General features: G+C 66.5%; 19 protein-coding genes and 1 pseudogene. 4 read left to right on the forward strand and 16 right to left on the reverse strand.

Going from position 1 to position 19,362, the window contains the following annotated elements; all coding sequences use genetic code 11:
• Window positions 1-562: 562 nt before the first annotated feature.
• Window positions 563-1,545, forward strand: a pseudogene (locus QM806_RS38325) (magnesium transporter).
• A gap of 47 nt (window positions 1,546-1,592) precedes the next feature.
• Here the strand turns inward: QM806_RS38325 and QM806_RS38330 are convergent.
• On the reverse strand, window positions 1,593-1,775 hold the full coding sequence (locus QM806_RS38330) for a hypothetical protein (RefSeq protein WP_005257869.1): 183 nt from the start codon (window positions 1,773-1,775) through the stop codon (window positions 1,593-1,595).
• Window positions 1,776-2,029: 254 nt separating this feature from the next.
• Between QM806_RS38330 and QM806_RS38335 the strand changes: the two genes are divergently transcribed.
• Together QM806_RS38335 and QM806_RS38340 are read left to right on the forward strand one after the other, a co-directional pair.
• The gene (locus QM806_RS38335; protein ID WP_005257870.1) at window positions 2,030-2,911 is read left to right on the forward strand and encodes a universal stress protein; all 882 of its coding nucleotides are present in this window, start codon (window positions 2,030-2,032) and stop codon (window positions 2,909-2,911) included.
• A gap of 37 nt (window positions 2,912-2,948) precedes the next feature.
• A complete protein-coding gene (locus QM806_RS38340) occupies window positions 2,949-3,542 on the forward strand; it encodes a hypothetical protein (RefSeq protein ID WP_133983776.1) in 594 nt (197 codons plus the stop codon).
• Window positions 3,543-3,558: 16 nt separating this feature from the next.
• Here QM806_RS38340 and QM806_RS38345 read toward each other — a convergent pair whose 3' ends face one another.
• From QM806_RS38345 to QM806_RS38385, 9 genes are all read right to left on the reverse strand, one after another.
• Window positions 3,559-4,884 carry a wax ester/triacylglycerol synthase domain-containing protein gene (locus tag QM806_RS38345; protein ID WP_005565957.1) on the reverse strand — a complete coding sequence of 442 codons (1,326 nt, stop codon included), beginning with the start codon at window positions 4,882-4,884 and terminating at the stop codon, window positions 3,559-3,561.
• Window positions 4,881-6,308: a wax ester/triacylglycerol synthase family O-acyltransferase gene (locus QM806_RS38350; protein ID WP_005565956.1), complete on the reverse strand. Its 1,428-nt coding sequence runs from the start codon at window positions 6,306-6,308 to the stop codon at window positions 4,881-4,883. Before QM806_RS38350 ends, QM806_RS38345 begins: the two co-directional genes overlap by 4 nt.
• 61 nt (window positions 6,309-6,369) lie before the next feature.
• Window positions 6,370-6,969: an Rv1733c family protein gene (locus tag QM806_RS38355; RefSeq protein WP_054245525.1), complete on the reverse strand. Its 600-nt coding sequence runs from the start codon at window positions 6,967-6,969 to the stop codon at window positions 6,370-6,372.
• 65 nt (window positions 6,970-7,034) lie between these two features.
• Window positions 7,035-7,889: a universal stress protein gene (locus QM806_RS38360; RefSeq protein ID WP_005565953.1), complete on the reverse strand. Its 855-nt coding sequence runs from the start codon at window positions 7,887-7,889 to the stop codon at window positions 7,035-7,037.
• A 110-nt stretch (window positions 7,890-7,999) separates the two neighbouring features.
• Window positions 8,000-9,016: an Acg family FMN-binding oxidoreductase gene (locus tag QM806_RS38365; RefSeq protein WP_043789405.1), complete on the reverse strand. Its 1,017-nt coding sequence runs from the start codon at window positions 9,014-9,016 to the stop codon at window positions 8,000-8,002.
• 160 nt (window positions 9,017-9,176) lie between these two features.
• The gene (locus QM806_RS38370) at window positions 9,177-10,475 is read right to left on the reverse strand and encodes an MgtC/SapB family protein (protein WP_005565949.1); all 1,299 of its coding nucleotides are present in this window, start codon (window positions 10,473-10,475) and stop codon (window positions 9,177-9,179) included.
• Entirely contained in the window at window positions 10,462-11,382 is a 921-nt protein-coding gene (locus QM806_RS38375; protein ID WP_133983780.1) for a universal stress protein, read from the reverse strand. The genes QM806_RS38370 and QM806_RS38375 overlap by 14 nt, the downstream gene beginning before the upstream one ends.
• Before the next feature lie 2 nt (window positions 11,383-11,384).
• Window positions 11,385-12,185 carry an ABC transporter permease subunit gene (locus QM806_RS38380; protein ID WP_133983782.1) on the reverse strand — a complete coding sequence of 267 codons (801 nt, stop codon included), beginning with the start codon at window positions 12,183-12,185 and terminating at the stop codon, window positions 11,385-11,387.
• Window positions 12,175-13,086 (reverse strand): ABC transporter ATP-binding protein, encoded by a 912-nt coding sequence (locus QM806_RS38385; RefSeq protein ID WP_133983784.1) that lies wholly within the window; start codon window positions 13,084-13,086, stop codon window positions 12,175-12,177. Before QM806_RS38385 ends, QM806_RS38380 begins: the two co-directional genes overlap by 11 nt.
• Window positions 13,087-13,242: 156 nt before the next feature.
• Here QM806_RS38385 and QM806_RS38390 point away from each other — a divergent pair, with 156 nt between their 5' ends.
• Window positions 13,243-14,256 (forward strand): Acg family FMN-binding oxidoreductase, encoded by a 1,014-nt coding sequence (locus tag QM806_RS38390; protein ID WP_133983786.1) that lies wholly within the window; start codon window positions 13,243-13,245, stop codon window positions 14,254-14,256.
• A gap of 25 nt (window positions 14,257-14,281) precedes the next feature.
• Here the strand turns inward: QM806_RS38390 and QM806_RS38395 are convergent, their stop codons facing one another.
• The 6 genes from QM806_RS38395 to QM806_RS38420 are packed head-to-tail and all read right to left on the reverse strand — an operon-like array spanning window position 14,282 to window position 19,267.
• A complete protein-coding gene (locus QM806_RS38395; protein WP_005257892.1) occupies window positions 14,282-14,749 on the reverse strand; it encodes a hydrogenase maturation protease in 468 nt (155 codons plus the stop codon).
• Complete coding sequence (locus tag QM806_RS38400) at window positions 14,746-16,038, reverse strand: Ni/Fe hydrogenase subunit alpha (RefSeq protein ID WP_120661196.1); 1,293 nt, start codon at window positions 16,036-16,038, stop codon at window positions 14,746-14,748. Before QM806_RS38400 ends, QM806_RS38395 begins: the two co-directional genes overlap by 4 nt.
• Window positions 16,022-16,807, reverse strand: coding sequence for an NADH-quinone oxidoreductase subunit B family protein (locus QM806_RS38405; protein ID WP_120661194.1), 786 nt, complete (start codon window positions 16,805-16,807; stop codon window positions 16,022-16,024). Before QM806_RS38405 ends, QM806_RS38400 begins: the two co-directional genes overlap by 17 nt.
• On the reverse strand, window positions 16,807-17,655 hold the full coding sequence (locus tag QM806_RS38410) for an FAD/NAD(P)-binding protein (RefSeq protein ID WP_133983788.1): 849 nt from the start codon (window positions 17,653-17,655) through the stop codon (window positions 16,807-16,809). The genes QM806_RS38405 and QM806_RS38410 overlap by 1 nt, the downstream gene beginning before the upstream one ends.
• Window positions 17,652-18,113, reverse strand: a complete 462-nt coding sequence (locus tag QM806_RS38415) for a cyclic nucleotide-binding domain-containing protein (protein WP_133983790.1) — start codon at window positions 18,111-18,113, stop codon at window positions 17,652-17,654. Before QM806_RS38415 ends, QM806_RS38410 begins: the two co-directional genes overlap by 4 nt.
• A complete protein-coding gene (locus tag QM806_RS38420) occupies window positions 18,110-19,267 on the reverse strand; it encodes a 4Fe-4S dicluster domain-containing protein (protein WP_133983792.1) in 1,158 nt (385 codons plus the stop codon). Before QM806_RS38420 ends, QM806_RS38415 begins: the two co-directional genes overlap by 4 nt.
• Between the last annotated feature and the right edge of the window lie 95 nt (window positions 19,268-19,362).

Genomic DNA, 19,362 nt, shown 5'->3' on the forward strand with positions numbered 1-19,362 from the left:
AACGGAAATTGTGTTGTCCGCGCAATCCATTCACCGGCACGATCCGCCGACCCGCCGGACGCGCTCACCTTCGGTGATCGCTCGAGGCAATAAGAGAGTTCGTTTACCAGTCGTGCACTGTTGATGCGACATCGGCGAATGGCAGTGGCCCGACGCACCCAGCGACCTGTTTGTCGCAGGACCGATCTCGTGTGGCAGGCAACCGGCGATGACGGGCGGTCCTGGTCAACATGTCAGATCTGTGAGATCAGCAGTTCGACGCGATCTACGCCTGGAACAAACCACTGGGGACCTGGAACATACCACTGGGGAAGTGCAGCGAGGACGCATCAGAAGTTGTTGCCAGGACGCAAAAAAAATCATTCAACGGCGGCTTCGCTCCATCCATGCTCTCTTTGATGCGCTGTCTGGAGCGTAACGCACATGTCAAGGGGCCAGCCGGTCCACATCTGCTTCCGCGTCAGGGCTCCTCGAATCCCGACACGTCGACACGCCGCAGGACGCCGCTCGGTGGGTGGATGATCGAAGAGCACTTCACAACACGTTCCGAGGGGGAGCGCCGGTGTCCGAATTGTTGGTCTTCGACGATGAGCCCGAACCCCGGACCGCGCTCTGGCATGCCTGCACGCGTGTTCCGACCGCCGCCCCGGGCGAGTCGGTGACAGCTGTACTGAGCGATATGGCCGCCAAGCGGTACGACTGCGCTTCCGTTGTCGCCGTACTGGTCGGTGGCCGGCTCGTGGGTGTCGCACCGATCGAACGTATGTCGGTGCCCCCGGCTGTGCGGCGCTACGCGACGTCATGGATCCGAATCCGCCCGCGGTCCGACCCGATACCCACCAGGAACGGGCCGCGTGGCAGGCGGTTCAGCACGGGGAGCCGGGGCTGGCCGTGGTCGATGATGACGGTCGGTTCCGTGGTCTGATAGCGCCACAACAACTTCTCACCGTGCTGCTCCAGGAGCATGAGGAGGATCTCTCACGCCTGGGTGGCTTCCTCCATTCGGTCGAGACCACCCGCGAGACGAGCGTGGAGAGCGTGCGGCGCAGGCTGTGGCACCGTGTTCCCTGGCTCCTCGTCGGATTGCTGGGTGCCATGGTCTCGGCCGTGTTCATGGCGGCGTTCGAAGTCACTCTCGAAGCGAACGTGGCCGTCGCCTATTTCATACCCGGAATCGTCTATCTCGCGGACGCGGTGGGGACGCAGACCGAGACCCTGGCGATCCGTGGCTTGTCCGTCGGAGTGGGAATTCGACGTATCGTGCGGCGCGAAGCGCTCACCGGTCTGTCGGTGGGTGCGCTCCTCGGAGCCGTGATGCTCCCGGTCGTCAGCCTGATGACCGGTGACACGATGCTCGCGGTCGCGGTGGCCGCAGCGGTTCTCGCCGCGAGTGCGATCGCCACTATCGTCGCCATGGTGTTGCCGTGGCTCCTGCAGCGACTCGGCAAGGACCCGGCATTCGGCTCCGGTCCACTTGCGACTGTCGTACAGGACCTGCTGTCGATCATGATCTATTTCGCGGCCGTCACGGCGCTCGTCGGTTAGATGCCCCTGCCCGAACCTGCAGCGGGAAGGCGGGACACCGAAAGCGCTTACCCTGCAAGGACCTTGAAAACGTCGTAGACCATCCACGCCGGCCAGAACAACCCTTGGATGATCGCGAGAACATACTCCCAGAATGCGTCCGCCTGCTGCCAGAACCACACCCAGGCTCCGAAGATGCCCAGCGCGTAGATCGCTCCGCCGCCCGCGGCGCCGGTGTTGCCGTCGCTCATGGTCACATACCTTCCCCAGGCCGAAGTGCGTGACACCGGATCGCGAGAAACACGATTGGGCGCCTCGTCTCAGTGTCATCACCGCCGGTCTGCGGTGACAGAGTCATTGGTCACCCGCGGCGCTGCGGCTTTGCCGTAGGGAATCGGGTCCAGGTCTCAGCCTGGTGACCTTCTCCCCTACGGGTATCACCCGCGGGCCGCAACGATGAAGATCGAGGCAGAAACTCGGCGCCAGGAACCCGTAGGAGTGCATCATGTCCGGCCACCGCCCGATCGTTGTAGGGATCGACGGCTCCCCATCGTCGCTGCAGGCTGTTGCATGGGCGGCGAGGGAGGCCGCGCTCCGCAGCTCGCCCCTGTCACTGGTCACGACGATGTTCGTTCCCGGAAGGTACGGCGTCCCGATCGGTGTGCCTGCCAGCTTCTTCCAGGACGAGGAGCGCGACGGTAAGGACAGGTTGGACCGCGCGGCGCAAACCGCTCGTGCCGCAGTGCCCGAACACCACATCGAGATCGAGACCACCGTCTGCTCCGGGACGCCGGCCGGTGAACTTCTTGAACGTTCGGCGGATGCCACGATGCTCGTTGTGGGTGCGAACAGACGGGGAATCGTAGAGCGCGCCGTCCTGGGATCGGTCAGTTCGGCGGTGGCGACCCACGCCTCATGCCCGGTCGCGGTGATCCGCGGTGAACCTGATCGCAATATCAACGACATCCCCGGTCCGGTTGTCGTCGGTGTCGACGGATCACAGCACAGTGAACCGGCCATCTCGATGGCCTTCGAGGAAGCAGGTCTGCGGCAATCGGAACTCGTCGCCGTTCATGCATGGTCTGACATCGTTCTGCAGTTCTCCCCGGATGGAGGCAGCGAGGCGGAGTGGCTGCGGGATGCGGCCAACGAAACGGCCCTGTTGTCCGAGAATCTCGCCGGTCGTGCGGAGAACTATCCGGATGTGAAGGTGCGCACCCTCGTGGTCAGGGATCGCCCCACCCGGCACCTGCGTGAGCAGGCCGAGAATGCGCAGCTTCTCGTGGTGGGGAGCCGGGGGCGAGGAGGGTTTTCCAGCATGCTGCTGGGGTCGACCAGCAGGGCGTTGATGCATTCGGTCGTCTGCCCACTCCTCATTGTCCGCTAGCTGTACCGCGGGGATGCCGCCCAGGAGGAGATGTATCGTGCGCGACCCCAGCCTCGGATCGAGCCTGATCGAGTCTCAGCTGCCGAGGTATGAGCAACGCATTTTGCGCACGCAGGTCGTCCGTGCGTCTGCGCCGACGACCTTCGCCGCCATCCGCCGCGTCGACTTCTTCCGGTCGCCGGCGGTCGCGCTCCCGAACCGGGCCCGAATTGCGATCGACACCGTCCGCGGACGTCGGGGCGCCCATCTTCAGGGGAGTCGGTCCGAATTCAGGTTCGACCAGTTGCTGGAACCCGACGGCGGGTTCCAGCTTCTCGCGGAGGAGCCGGGACACGCGATGGTGCTCGGGTTCATCGGTCGCTGGTGGGAGAAGGGCTACGGCCGCGTCGAGTGGTCGCCAGCAGACTTCGGCCGGTTCGCCCTTCCCGGATATGGCATCGGCGCTTGGGGTTTCACAGTTCTCACGTACGACGCCCACACGTCTGTCCTGGTCACCGAGGTGCGCGTACACGGCACGGACGACAAGGCACGGCGAAGCTTCCACGGGTATTGGACGGTGGTGGGCCCGTTCGTCAAGGCGATGGGCGGGCCGGTACTGCGCCTGATCCGGGACGAGGCCGAGTCTCTCTGAGTCGCGGCCCAGCTCGTCACTCGATGGCGGCCCGGAATTGTTCGTGCAGAGCTGCGGCGAGCTCGCGGACCTCGGGTACGACGTCGGGGTCGACGATGATCGTTACTGTCAGCGTGCCCGCATAGGATAGTGCCGCGAACGCGACGCCGACGTTCCCCGCGGTGACGGTGATCGGGGTGATGCCTGTGATCGGTGCCCCGGCGATGACGACTTGCCCAGGGGGACCCGGGAGGTTCGTCAGGAACGAGTTGACGAGTCGCTGACGGTCGACGAACCACCGAAACAACCGCAGCGCGGCCAGGATCCGGAAAAGTGGTCCGATCAGTGCGGAGGACGTACCTCGGGTTCGCATCTTCTGAACGCGGGTGACACCCGAAACAGTGGTCAGCCGGTCCTGGAAACTTCCTACCAGCGGTACACGTACCGGCATCACACCGACCTGGTTCCCCAGGTGCCCACTCGTTGCCGAACTCCGGGCCGAGACGGGCACCGACACCACCAGCTCCTGCGGAAACTCCATCCGCTCACGTAGGAGTTCGGCCAATGCCCCAGTGACGGCGACCAACAGAACATCGTTGACGGTGGCCCCCGACCTCCGCCCCGCTGCCCGGACACCGTCGAGACCGGCGTCGACGGTCACTACCCTGCGACGGGGGCCGGTGGCAGCGTTCAGGGAACACCGCGGAGCCCACCCGCCGCGACCACGACCGAGTTCGGCCCAGCCGCCTCGTATACGAGCAATCCTGCGCGGAACTCGGCGCAGCGTGCGGCACCGTTCGCAAACGCCGTCGACGAACCGGCCCCGAGGCGGGGCCGCCGACGGCGGGTTCTCATTATCGGCGGCCGGTCCAGTCGCGTCCGCGCCGTCGACCAGGCGCGCGAGCACGGCGAGGCCACCGATCCCGTCGGCCACGACGTGATGCAGCACCAGCACCAGACCGGTGTGATCGTCGATGAGACCGGTGACGACGACCGCCCGCCACAACGGTCGCGACCGGGGCAGCGGCCGGGTCACCGCGTCCACCGCGATTGCCAGCGCAGCGTCACGGTCCCCCGGGCTCGGGCACCGCACTCGGGACACATGGGCGCGGACGTCGACATCGGAGTCGTCGACCCAGTACGGCCGTCCCGGGCCCCACCGTGGCGTGGCCAGGCGCTGCTGCAGGCGCCGAATGCTGGTGAGCCGTCGTGTGAACGTGGCCTCGACGGTCGCCGCGTCCACGTCACCTTCACCGGCAACGAAAAGTATCGCGCCGACGTTCATGGGTACCGGTCCGACGTCCGAGACGAGCGTGATCAGGTCGCCCGAGCCGAGTTGCTCGCGACGGTCGTCGGCCGTCATTCGGAGGCTGCGTCAGCCGCGCGCGACGAGGCGAGGAGGGTCAGGACACCGCGTTCTATCGAGTCGGAGAGGTCGGTGAGGTCCGGTGTGGTGTCGTAGTCCCCGGTGAGACCGAAGGCGAGATGGTCGCTGTAGCTGAGGATCGCGATCCCGATCCGCAGCCGCAGCGCGATCGGCACGTACGGAAGGATCTCCAGGATCGTGCGGCCCATCACGTGTCGTGTGGCTTTCGGACCGGGGACGTTGGTTGCGACGGCGACGACACTGTGCTGAGGAAACCGGGTGGCGAGTCGAACGGCCCAGGCCATGGGCATGAACGGTCCGTACTGGGCCACCGCGGTGAACGCCTTGCCCCCTTCCGCTTCCTTGCTCGCCTTGTGCGTCGTGAGCCGTTGGTGGACGGCGACCAACTGCTCGACCGGGTCTTCGATGTCGACTGGCAGAAAGGGCAGCATGAGCGAGACCTGATTGTGGATCGCACGTTCCTCGGTTGCGGAGCGGACGGACACGGGAACGAGCGTGCGGACCGTGTGGGGTTCGGGACGCTCGCCCCGTTTCAGGAGCAGCTGCCGTAGTCCGGTGGTGATCGCCGCGAGTGCGACGTCGTTCACGGTGACCTGGTACGTGGCGCAGATTTCGCGAACGTCATGCATCCTGACTCGCGCGGCGCAGTAGCGGCGCTGGCGACCGATCGGTCCGATCAGCGAAGTGTCCGTGGATGAGGTCAGTATCTCGGACAGCAGGTGGGTGAGGCCGGTTGCGACGCCGATACCGGCTGCCGTCAGCCGACGTGGAATTGCCAGTGCCGCCGAGACGAGCCGGAGTTGCCGCACCGGGGACAGGAACTCGATCGTCGAGCGGACCAGGCTCTCGACGCTCTCGAGGCGTGTACCGACGGTCGGTACCGGCTCGGCGTCGGTGTCGGGCTCTGCGGTCGTCGACGTTTCGGCCACGACTTCGTCGCACATGGCCTCGAACAGTTTGGTTCCGGTGATCCCGTCCGCCATGCAGTGATGAATCTTGGTCAGTATGGCCCAGCGGTCGTCGGTGAGGCCTTCGACGACCCAGCATTCCCACAAGGGGCGGTCACGGTCGAGTCGGTGCGCCATGACTCGGGCGACGAAACCGAACAGGGACTCCTCCTCCCCTGGTTCCGGGACGGCGACCCGTCGCAGATGATGGCCGAGGTCGAAATGCGGATCCGGTGACCAGGAGGGTGGGCTGAAGTCGAGTGGGACCGTGTGAACCCTGTCTCGGGCGTGCGGGAGCTTCGCGAAACGTGCGGCGACCGTGTCACGAAATTCGTCTTGCCCGGGAACGGGGCCCTCCATGATGGCGAGAGCACCGATCGTCAGGCTCGCGTGTGGGTCGGAGTCCTCCGTCTCGAGAAAACCCGCGTCCAGGAAGCTCAAGTTGTCGTCCACTGGCTCTGGCCTCACCATTCGGAAATCGTCGTCGTCTTCTTGTGTTCGACATCGATGGGCGTCAGCTGACCGGCCACCCAGGGGCCTTTCCGAGGTTCCTCCACTCGCGGTCCCACTGTGACATCCGATATCTCGTTCCTGCCCAGCGAATTCCGATCAACATCGTGAGACAGATCGTCGCACCCATTGTCCACAGTGCGAGTGCGGCGCCCACTGCCTCGAATGCGTTCTCGGTGCCTGTCTTCGGCGCATCGACGATCTTGCCGGCCGGGTCGATCCACATGCTGATCGTTTGTCCCGCCTTCGCTTCCGGCGCGGTCAGTACCTGGCCGGTGCGTGTGGTCCCATCCACTGCCCACCGGGCCTGTGCCTGCCCCGTGGCACCCGTTGCCGGAGTGGTATCCGCCAGGTTCACAGTTGGGTCCTCGAGGAGCACTGCCGCGATCTGATGCCGGTTTTCGCGGTCGGCGCGGGATTGGTCGTCGAGGCGTGTGTGAGTAACGGTTCCGAAGGCTGCGGCGAGGGGAACCAAGATCAGCACCAGGGCGACGACGACGAGGAAGACCGAGGATTCGAGGCGATAGCTTCCCCGCATCAGTCGGTTCCCGCTCCACGGCCCCAATCGCCACATCCGCGATACCAGTGTCTGTTCCCCGATCATGACGACCTCCTGCGATTGCTCCTTCGAGTGTCGCGCCGGGACAGATGCCGATGTAGGGCCCAAGGTCATCGCTCTGGTCGGATCGGTCCGGCGATCAGGAGGGGACACGGGGTTATGTGCACCAAGGCTGCGCTGGTCGAGCCGAGCGTCATCCCGGAGAAGCCGCCCCGTCCGCGGCTGCCGACGACGATCATCTGGGCTTCGTCGGCCATTTCGAGGAGGTGGCGAACCGGTCGGTCCCGAACGAGGGTCTGTCGCACCCGGACCTCGGGGAACCGTTCACACCATTCGGCGACGCCGGCTTCGAGCACCGACCGCTCCATGGTCTGCTCTACACCGACGGGGAGTTTCGACAGGTCCTGGTCGGACCACGCGTGCAGTGCGATCAGTTCCGTGTTGTGGAGGGAACACTCCTCGAACGCCAGACCGACGGCCCGTGCACTGCTCGGAGATCCGTCGACGCCGACGACGACGGGTCCCGTGCCGTCCGCGACTCTCGACCAGCCGTCGATCACTGCTACCGGGCACTGCGCATGACGCGCCACGGCCGAGGTCACGGAGCCGATCAGCCCGTCGGTGAACTCGCCCAGTCCGCGTCTGCCGAGCACGACCATCATTGCGCCGGCGGATCGGTCGACGAGTGATCCCGGGGCGTTCTGATGGGACACTTCGGCCCGAATGTCGATGTCTGCGTCTGCGGATCCGGCTCGGGCGGTCTCGAGTGCTTCGGCAACGTCCCGCTCGGCTCGGGCGTGGAGGACTTCAGCGAGTCGGGGCCCATCTTGTGCACCGCGGTACGTGATGCAGGACAACAACAGTAGCGGCGCCGCGCGCACTGTAGCCTCACGTGCGGCCCACCGCACCGCATCCAGCGACGACCGGGATCCGTCCACTCCCACAACGATCCCCGGATCGACCATGGTGACCTCCTCATCGATTCCGCTCGCTGCCCGAACCGCATTCGTGTCATCGATCTGCGTCGCATCGTTGGGTTGACGCTCGTCGTATTGCCAGGGGTGGCAGCCCTCCCCTACTCACCGGACAGGTTTCCCTGCGCCGGCCGTTCTCGAACCAGGACTTCCGATAACGGGCGTCTGGGTGTGGGCGACGGTTCCCCCACCCCTGTGCCCGCTCCCACCCTGATCAGAACCTGCGGCATCCCGTCCCCGGAAGACAGCTCTCGCAGCATTGTCCGTGTCGCGGCGCGTTCGGTCAGATGGGTGACGGGGCAGGTGGCGAGTCCGCGGTTCGTGCAGGCGAGCAGAACGGCGGAGAGTGCTTCGCCGCTCCGTAGCCAATCAAGTCTCGAATCCGTGGATGTGGAGAGCAGGAGGATCGCGGCGCGGTCTTCCGACGGGCTGCCGTCGGGTGTGCTCGCGCGGCCGGGTGGAAACTCTCGTGAGAGGTGCACCGAGTGCTGCTGCGAGTCGGACGGACGCGCCTGCTCCGGCACTCCGTCGGGGAACAGTCCGCGCCCCGACCACCACCGCAGTTCGGCTTGGTAGGTGGGGTCGTCGTGCCGTAGACCGGTCATCCGGCGTGATGCGTCCTCGAGTGCGGGACGGCTTCGCTCGCCGAGGTCTTCGAGTTCGACGCCTGTTCCTGCAATGATTCGCACCAGCTGCTCGAGTGTCTCCGTCCACGCGGACGGTGCGTCCAGTGGCAGTCGTTCGGTTCGCCTTCGTTCGATCGCCGCCGCCATTCGGGCGACGAAATCCGTCGGTGTCGGAGCCGGGACGAAGCCGATCGTCGACAGGAGTTGCCGGTCGGAAGAACGCGGCAGCCTCTCGATGAGAGGACGCCAGCGATTCGCCGTGAATGCGTAGTCGAGGTGATTCAAGGCCGCACCGCAGGAGATCACCATCTGACGGCCAAAGCCATCGGTGGCGGGCAGCAGCCGGTCGGGATCGCTGTACAACCGCAAGGTAGTGCCCATCACCCAACGCCACGGTTGGCTGTTGTGCAGCGACGGCGCGCGGCACGCCAGCGCCACAGCTGATTCGACGGTACGTCGGTCGGGTACCACGGGCAGCTCTCGCGTGTTCACAGTGTGTCCGTGTGTGTGGTGGGTGCTCCGCCGGTCATCGTGTGTCTCCTGCTTGTCCTGGCTTCGAGTGTTGTGCTCGCGGCTCGGTGGCTCTAGGGCCGTAGGTCATCGACACCGTCCGGCGGAGACGGCACGGTCCGACCAGCGCATCTGCGGCTGATCACTGGATGAGCACGACCCACACGGTCGCGGCTGTCACAGCGACCGGTGGGGCCAGCCACGCCGCCAGCGTCACGGCGAACCGGAACGAACCGGCAACGGCGGCGAGGACCAGTTTGGTGAGCAGGTTCGTTCCGACGGCGACAACCGCCGCCACGGTCGCGGTGTCGACGGTGATCTCGGCACCCGCCGCGGACGCTGCGGCGAGCGACGAGGAATGGGCATCGGCCAATCCGCCGACAGCCGATGCAGCGACGACACCGCCACCTCCGAAGCTGTCCGCGGCGCCCTTCGTCATGACGAGGAGGACGAGCAAAATTCCTGCCAGTGAGAGTGTTGCCGGAACCGAGATCGGGCGGTCGAGCAAACCCGTGGCCGGCTGTGTCCCCTGGACGCGGCTGCCCGACGATCGGTCGTGCGAGCCCCGGAGCACGAGAACGGCGGTCTCCGCGACGACGAGTGCGGCAGCTCCGCCGAGTATCAGTGCCAGCTGTGCCGACACCTCGGAATTGACGACCCAGGTGATACCGACGACGAGCAGGATGGTGGACAGATTCACGATCAGTGCCGCAGGTAAAGCATCCGGCGAATCCCGTTCTCGGCGCGCTGTCCGCGCCATGACGGCGGTGGTCGCAGCGCCGGAGACGAACCCGCCGCCGAAGCCGACGATCAGCAGTCCCCAGCGTGGGCCGAGGATCCGGGTGGCCACATAGCCCACCCAGCCGATCAGGCTCAGCATGAGCACCAGTCGCCCGATCGTCGCAGGGTTCAACGCGCCGTAGGGCCCGACGTCACGGTCTGGAAGTAGGGGGAGGACGAGGAAGCCGATCGCGAGCAGTACGCAGAAGTCCGTGATGTCGCGTTCGTCGATCATGTGCTCCGCGAATTCGTGCATGGGGTATTTGACGGAGAGGAGGACGAGCACGATCACGCCGAGCGCAACGGCGAGTGACGGATAGTGCCAGGCGAGGGCACCGAGCAGGAAGGCCACCAGGGCGGCGAACGCGGTGGTGGTCCCGACGTCCGGTCGCGGCGGGATATGGGTGCGTACCCAGTACCACCCCACGACGAGGGCCGCGATCCCCACGAAAGCCGCCGTGACCACGGCGGTGCCGAGGTGCGCTGCGATGGCGCCGGCGAGGGCAATGAGCGGAAAGGTACGTGCGCCGGGCAACTCCCAAGACCCCGGGTCCGCACCGTCAGGTGGGGTCCGGGCCGCGTGTTCCCGCTCGATTCCCAGCCCGAGCCCGATCAGCAGGGCGGCGGCGTAGCCGTAGGCGTGGAACTCAGCGACGTCCACGGTCGCCGAACTCCGTGGCGCGATCATGAACCGAACCGGTGTCCCGGTGCACTTTGCTGATCATGACCGGACATCGGGCCCGGTGAAGCATGTCCTGGCTCGTCGACCCGAGAATCGCACGGCCGAGCGCGCCGTGCCCATGGCTTCCGACGACGAGAAGTTGCGCGTCCTCACACCAGCGGAGCAATACCTCACCTGCACCACCGGACTCGACAATCTCTCGCACGACCACGTCGGGATATCGCTCGACCCAACCGGCGAGACTTTCCGCCAGAACTGCCCCGACCCCGACCGCGGCGTTCTCGGTATCGTGTGGAAAATCCGACCTCCACGAATGCACCGCGATCAGCGGCGCGTCGAATCGCCCGGCGAATTGGAAGGCGTCGGCCACGGCGGCGACACTGCACCGGCTGCCGTCCACACCGACGACGACCGCGCGTCGGTCGGGAATCGCGTGCTCTTCGGCTCCCCGCCACACCACGAGCGGGCACGGTGAGTGATGGGCGAGTCGCAGCGCCGTAGCGTTCAGATACCCCTCCACCGGGCCTCGTGCCGTCGACCCGATCACCACCATCGACGCTGAGTCCGCCAACGGCAACAGGATGTCGGCCGCCGTCGACCCGGTAGGCAGGGAACACTCCACGGCGAGGGCACGCCGGTCGGCCCTGATGCCGCGCAACGCACCGGCCAGGAACGTTTCCGCTGCGATGCGGTCCTCGTCTTCCGACGGCAGGGGCCTGGGCTCTGTGTAGAAGACGGGGGGTGGGGTCAGCACGTGAACCAGGTGCAACGTTGTTCCCTGCTTCTCCGCGACCGCGGCGGCCCAGCGCGCCGCAGCTCTCGCTGCCGTCGAGCCGTCGACTCCGACGACAACCGGCTCGAGAGAAGGTGTCCTCGCGTCGGTCACGGTTATCTCACCACATCGCGCTGGGCGAACCCCACGAGCGCGACTCCGAGCAACACTGCAATTGTGAGCAAGGAGACGGATGCTGCCGCGAACGAGAACCCATGGCGCAACGGATCATGGCCGGCGTACTGATAGAACGGTGAATATCGTTGCCACGGCGCCAACCACGACACTACAGGCCCGAGGCCGTTCAGCACATATGCCAGTATCGCGGTCACGGCAGGAACCGAACGACTCAGTGCGGGGCGGCCGGTGACGGCGCCGATCGCGAATGCGAGTGCGCCGAAGACCAGCGCCAGAAGCGCCAGGTGCGTCATTGCCGCCGCGACGTTTCCCACCGGCAGATCCATGTCGGCGAGTATCCCCTCCCCGAGCAGGGCGAGTCCAATGACCGCCGACAGCGTCATGGTGCCCACGGCGAGGGCACCGAATTTCTCCGTCAGGATTCGCCCGCGGCTCAGGGGCGTGACGAGCAACTGATCGAGCGTTCCCCGCTCCTCCTCTCCGGCGACCGCCGCCGCGCCCGTTCCGACGGCATAGATCAGAAGCAGCAATGGACCCATGAACGACAGCAGTTCGATCTCGATGTATCCGACCGGGGTAGACATGTCGGCCCCGGACATCGCGAACAGGGCACGAAACGCCTCGGGCATTTCGTCGAGGAACTGATTCATCGACGGCTGGTCGCGAACACTGGGCCAGATCGCCACGTACATCGCCACCAACAGCGCGAGCCCGACGACCCATGCAGGGAACGCGCGGCGCTGATCGTACAACGTCTTGGTGAGCACGCTACGCAGCATTTCGGTCTCGACTCTCGTAGAACGCCATGAATGTCTCCTCGAGGTCGGCCTCGGCGCACTCGAAGTCGACGATGCGGAATTGCGAGATCCGACGAATCAGGGCGTCCAACGCTGACTGCGGTGCACTGCACGTGAGCGACGTGCCCGCGACGGTGAGGTCGCGGAGGCCGGCCACTTCGCGGAAGTCCGATTCCCGGATCGGCGTCGCACATTCGGCGGTGACATGGTGCAGCGACTTCTGGCGTAGTTCGTGAAGACTCTCGACGGCGATGAGGCGACCCTCCCGCAGTACACCGACGCGGTCGGCTACTTGCTGAACTTCGCTGAGTACGTGAGACGACAGCAACACCGTTCCGCCGGATGCGGTGTGCTCGCGAACGATCGCATGGAACTCGTGTTGCACGAGCGGATCGAGGCCGCCGGTAGGTTCGTCGAGAATGAGCAACTGCGGGCCGGACATGAGCGCGAGGACCAACGCGAGCTTCTGGCGGTTTCCTTTCGACATCGTCCGGACGGTTCGGTCGAGGTCGAGATCGAGCCGATCGGCGAAAACTGTCGCCGCTTTGTCGCCCGGCTTGCCACGCAGGTGTCCGAAGTACGTGATGTGCTGGCGGCCGGTCATGCGGTCGTACAGTGCCAATTCACCGGGGACATAGCCGATCAGACGATGAACCGCCGGCGCCGCCGACCATGCGTCGAGACCGAACAACTGGGCCGATCCCGCAGTCGGACGCAGCAAGCCGACGAGCAGACGCAGCGTGGTCGACTTTCCGGCGCCATTGGGGCCGAGATAACCGAAGACCTCACCCTCGACAATATTCAGGTCCACCGCGTCCAGGGCGAGCACGGAGCCGAACCGCTTGGTGAGGCCGACCGTGCGAATGGCGATGTCGCTGGACATCTTCTCAGGCTTACAGCGGGCAGTTGCCGTCAGTAGGGTCTTCCGGCCCGAATCGTCGGCAGGTGTCCGGCAGTGACCATCGGCCCTAACCTCAGGCCACCCAGAAGGCGAACACTGAGGTGAACGCACCGACTGTCCGACCCGGGTCTGGGCGGAGTGCGATTCACCGAGGAGGCGATCGTGGACACCACCATTCCCGACGAGAACGTCGTCCGCATTGCCGTGGACCTCGCCTGCCGGGCACCGTCGGTACACAACAGTCAGCCGTGGCAGTGGACGTACGCCGACGGGCAGCTCGACCTCTACACCGAACGCGGCCGGCTCTTGGCTTCCACGGACCCGTCGGGCCGGCAATTGGTCGTCAGTTGTGGTGCGGCGCTGAATCATCTCCAGACGGCATTGACCGGGCTCAAATGGTCGGTGGACATCCGGCGCGTCCCGGAGGGTCCACACTCGGGGCATCTGGCGACGATTCGGTTCCGCCACGACGCCCGGCCTCAGTCGCACGACTTCGATCTGCTTGCAGCGATCCGGCACCGATATTCCGACCGCAGGCCCTTCGGCCCGGTCAGCGTGAAAACCCCGCTGCCCGCGACATTGACCGATATGGCGCGGGGCATGGACGTCCACCTGACGGTGCTGGGACAGGACGCTCGTCCGACACTCGCGAAGGCGACGGAGCTGACCGCGGCCGCACGGAAATACGACTCCGCCTACCAGGCCGAACTCCACTGGTGGGCTGGTCATTCCATTCCTCAGGGTGGAATACCGTCGGATTCCCTCGCAACCGCGGAGAACCGTGACCGCGTCGACATCGGACGCCGCTTCCCGGCAGGCCGCGACAACGACACGGGAACGGCGATCGACCGCTCGACCGTTCTCGTGTTGAGCACCGAGACCGACGGCCGCGGTGCGTGGCTCCGGGCCGGTGAGGCCCTGTCCGCGGTGCTGCTGGAGGCTACCGTCGGCGGTCTCGCGACGTGTCCCTTGACGCACACGACCGAACTCCGTCAGAGCCGGGAGATGATCCGCGGACTACTCCCCGACCGCGGCTTCCCGCAGGCCCTGATTCGGGTAGGCACGACTGAGAAGAAGTCTCCGCCACGGCAGACTCCGCGACGCCCCGTCGAGTCGGTGTTCTCGATCGGCCGCCGCCACTCCGCTCGTTGACGATTCCGGCGACACCTGCGCACGGTCAGGACATTCGGTCGGAGGGCTCACCGATCACCGACAGCACCGCCGACACCGCCGTGTCGACAGCTCGGCCCACCGCAGGGGAAAGCCCGCGGCCACCGCCCAGATCAGCGACCTCCACCGCCAGGACGATCATTCTGTGGGGCAGCCGATCGAGCACGGCGCCGAGGCGGATTGTCTGGTCGAGCGCGATTCCGTGTGTGCTGAACGTCCCCGCCCGAACGTCGCCGAGTTCGTCCGGAGTGAGCCGATAGACGGTGCCGGGTCGAGGCGGGTCGCATACGACGGCGTCCACGATGACGGCCAGCTGCGCACCGGTCCACGCTTCGAGCAGAGTGGCCGGGTCCCCATCGGATACCGACACGTACACGTCCGGGGCGACGTGGTCCGCGACCTGCCGCGCAACCGCCGGGCCGATCCCGTCGTCGCGGCGGAGATCGTTTCCCAGCCCGATCACCACGACGGTCATCGGCGGTCGACCGTGAGGGTCAGAAAGTGGGTGGCGCAGGAGATGCACGGATCGTAGTTGCGGATGGTTCGTTCGCACAGCGTTGTCAGATCGTCATCGGCCAGCATGAGATTCCCGTCCACCGCGCGCCTTAGATCGTGTTCGATGGCAGCCTGATTCTGCGAGGTCGGAGGAATGATGGTGGCGGCGCGGATCAATCCGGTGGGATCGAACTCGTATCGGTGATACAGCAGTCCACGGGGTGCCTCGCTGACCCCGTGCCCGACCGTGCGTATCGGTGGCCCGGCGGTGAACGGCTCCGCAGGCCGCTCGTAGCGGTCGATGATCCGCAAGGCTTCCTCGACGGCATAGACGACCTCGACGGCGCGGACGACGATGCTACGGTACGGGTTCCGGCACTGCGCGCCCAGCCCGGCGTCGGCGGCGGTCTGCGCCGACACTCCGGTAAGCTGCGACGAATTGAGTGAGTATCGAGCCAGTGGTCCGGTGAGGTAGCGGCGGCCGTCGAGCTCGGCATGGAGTGCGGTCGAGTGCGGCACCTGACGCTCGACCACGTGTTTCGGGAATTCGTCAGCGGTGCAACGTAATCCGGTCGACGACCAGATCTCGCCGTCGTCGATCGCGTAGCGGGAGTCGTCGTGAAGTGCGAGGAGGTCGTGGTCGAGTTCGACGTCGGGGAAGTCGAAGGACGACACCCATCGGACGGTGGCCACGGCGTGATCGAGTGCCGTGCGCAGTTGGTCGGACAGGGGAATCAGTTCGGCTGTGGTCGGCATCCGGTGGAACCCACCGATTCGGACGTTGACCGGGTGGATCGGTCTGCCACCGATCACATCGAGGATCGCGTTTCCGGCCTTCTTCAAGGACAGGCCCCGCTCGACGGCCTCCCGATCGCGCCGGGCGAGGGCAATCGAATCCGGGAGCCCCAGAAAGTCGGGTGCGTGCAGGAAGTAGATGTGCAGCACGTGACTGGCAATCCACTCGCCGCAGTACAGAAGTCGCCGCAGATCCCTCACCGCGTCGTCGAGTTCGAGTTCGCATGCCTGCTCGATGGCATTGCATGCGCTCACCTGGTAGGCGACCGGGCAGATACCGCAGATACGCGAGGTGATGTCCGGGGGTTCGAGAAAGTGGCGGCCGCGGAGGAAAGATTCGAAGAAGCGGGGCGGCTCGTAGATGTTGAGTTCGACGCGTTCGGCCCTCCCCTCGCGCACGGTTACGTCGACCCGGCCCTCACCCTCGACCCTGGCGAGGGCGCGCACGGTCAGTTCTCTATTCCGGGGTGCCACGGTCGTGCCCTTCCGATCCGTACGCCGCCACGTTGAACGTGGCGAAGATGCGGCCGATGGCGTCCTCGTTCATCCCGCACGTGCGCAGCCAACCGCTCATCGCGGCGAGATTCGGGTCGGTGGTGGGACCGAAGCAGCCGTAGCACCCGCGGGAGACCGACGGGCACAGCGCCCCGCACCCGGAGTGGGTCACCGGGCCGAGGCACGGTGTGCCGTCGGCGACCATCACACACGTCAGTCCGCGCCGCTTGCACTCGGTGCACACGCTGGTGTCGGGGATGTTCGGTCGCCGGCCCGCCAGGTACGCGGTGATGACCTCGAGGAGCTGACGCCGGTCGATCGGGCAACCGCGCAGCTCGAAGTCGACGGGGACGTGCGCCGAGATCGCGGTCGAGGTGGCGAGGGTGTCGATGTACTCGGGCCTCGCGTAGACCACCGACAGGAAGTCGTCGATGTCGGCGAAGTTGCGTAACGCTTGGATGCCGCCGGCCGTCGCGCAGGCCCCGATCGTGACGAGAAACCGGGACTGCGCCCGCACCGCGCGGATGCGGTCCCGGTCGGCGGCCGTGGTGATCGACCCCTCGACCAGCGACAGATCGTACGGGCCCGCGGTGATCGTGTTCGACAACTCCAGGAAGTGGGAGATCTCCACGGCCTCGGACAGCGCGAGTAACTCGTCTTCGCAGTCGAGCAACGTCAGTTGACAGCCGTCGCAGGAGGCGAACTTCCAGACGGCGAGTTTCGGCTTGGTGTTCGGTGGTGCGCTCATCACAGCTCCGGTACCCGTAGGAGTGGTTCGGCGGTGGCGTAGTCGACGACGGGACCGTCCCGGCACAGCAGCAGTTCGCCGAGCTGGCAGTGTCCGCAGGCCCCGACGCCGCATTGCATGTTCCGTTCCACGGACACTTGAATGTCGCGCGGACTCACCCGGTGGTCCGTCAACGCCCGGGCGCAGAACCGCATCATCGGCTCCGGCCCGCACAACAGTGCGGTGGTGTGTTCGGGGTCGACATCCACCCGGTGGAGGGATTCGGTGACGAATCCGACGCCTCCCGTCCATCCCGCGATCGGCTGGTCGATCGTCAACTCCACGGTGAGGTCGGTGCGGGCCTGCCATGCCGCGAGTTCGCTGCGGTAGAGGATGTCGGCGGGGCTGCGCGCGCCGACGACGAGAGTGAGTCGGCGGAACTTCTCCCGGGCGGCCAGTGCGGCGAGGACCACGGGGCGCAGAGGCGCCAACCCCACTCCCCCGGCGACGATCACGAGGTCGCGGTCCGAGCCGGCCGGCAGGTTCCAGCCCTGCCCGAAGGGGCCCCGCACGCCGATGATCGTGCCGGGCGGGGCGTCGTGGAGTGCCCGGCTCACGGCCCCGACGTCGCGGATCGTGTGGACGAGGGTTCCATCGGTTCGGGAGGGGTCTCCGGACACCGAGATGGCGACCTCGCCGACCCCGTGGGCGTACAGCATCATGAACTGGCCGGGGGTGAACCGCGGGAGCGGCATCGGAGGTTCAGAGGCCGGGACCAGGGTCATGGTGACCGAGTCGCGTGTCTCCACCGAGCGGGACACGACTCGGTATCCGGTCGGCAGCAAGCGGTCGGCGGGCACGACAGTCACCGTTCCCCTCGGTTCGCGTAGAGATCGAGCAGGCGGGCGCGGGTGGACTGCAGTCGGGCGATCAGCACCCCGGACAACGCGCGGGTGACGGCGTATCCGAAGTCGGGTTGGGAGAGCGCCATCTGCTCGAGCGCGGCGACGTCCACTTCCGCGGCGTCGGTGGTCGTGGTGGCCTGTGCATCGAACTGCCACAGCTGCCGGGTGCCGAGCCAGGACCAGCCGAGAACGTCACCGCCGTGCAGGGTTTCGAGTGCGACGGTGCCGCGGCCGGGTACCAGCGTGGTCAGGACGACACTTCCGGTGCCGAGCAGCCAGCACCGGGTCGCCGGCTCGTTCTCGCGGAAGACGAATTCCCCCGCGGCGAATCGAACCGGTGTGCTGAGCGCTGCGAGCCGGAGCCGGTGCCCGTGGCCGAGGTGGCCGAGGGCAGGGGGCAGCGGCGCTTCGTCGGCGTTCACCGTTGCTCCCGGTCGTCCTCCGGCCGATACGCGGGCATGAGCTGGACGAGCCGTGCGGCCTCTTCGGTGATGTCGATACCGACTGGGCACCAGTCGATGCACCGTCCGCATCCCACGCACCCGGAGCTGCCGAACTGGTCGAACCACGTGCCGAGTTTGTGGGACATCCACTGCCGGTACCGGCTCTCCCCTGACGTCCGGACGTTCCCGCCGTGAACGTGGCTGAAATCGGGTTCGAAACACGACGACCAGTGCTGCCAGCGCTCGGCGTGCTCGCCGGTCAGATCGGTGACGTCCTCACTGGTGGTGCAGAAGCAGGTGGGGCACACCATGGTGCAGTTTCCACAGGTCAGGCACCGGCTGGCGACGTCCTCCCAGACGTCGGCTCCGCGCGCGTCGCGGAGGAGGGCATGAAGATCCACCTCGGGCATTGCCCGTCCCATCCGGCCGGCTGCGGTGCTCACGGCGTTCCGGGCCTCGTCGACCTCTGCGGTCGCGGCGGTGCGGTGGGCGACCTCGGCGAGGACGGCGGCACCGGATTCGGTGCCGGCCTCGACGACGAAGCGGTGACCGTTGTCGTCGATGCGCTCGGTCAGTGCCAGGTCGTATCCGGGCCCGGCCGCCGGTCCGGTCCCCATCGAGGCGCAGAAACACACACCTCCGGGTTCGGTGCAGTGGGCGGCCACGATGAACAGTTGCCGGAACCTGCGGGCGGTGGTGCTGTCGGAATCGGGGTCCGGGCACAGCACCCGCCGCAGGACCGCGATCGCCGCGAGATCACAGCCTCGGACCCCCACGAATGCGTAGGGCCGCTCGTCGGATGCCGGTGCGATGAAGGCACCGTCCCGGTCGACGGACCACTGCTGCTGCCGTGGCGGATGGAGGAAGCGTTTCCACGACTGTGGGCCGGCCGAATGGCCGAAGACCGCGGCGTCGTCCCGCCGACGCAGCCGATACGTCCCGGGTCCGGTCGTCACACCCCAGCCGGACGGCAGCTGCGCGCCGGATTCGAGTTCGGCGAGAACGATGGCCGAGTCCTCGACGGTGGGACCGACGACGCAATAGCCGCGGGCGCGGAGTGTCTCGATCAGTTGGTCGAGGCCGCGGCGATCCAGAACACTCGAATCGGGGTGCACGGTCGGTTGCCCATCCATGCGCTCACTCCTTTGCCGACCCGGCGGGTGTGGGCCCTTCGTCCATTGAGCCAGGCGCATCACCCCGGAACCAGGGCCGTTCGGCCTTTCCTCGG

Origin of the sequence: Rhodococcus sp. IEGM 1351, from assembly GCF_030056875.1 — a bacterium.
GTDB lineage: Bacteria > Actinomycetota > Actinomycetes > Mycobacteriales > Mycobacteriaceae > Rhodococcus_F > Rhodococcus_F opacus.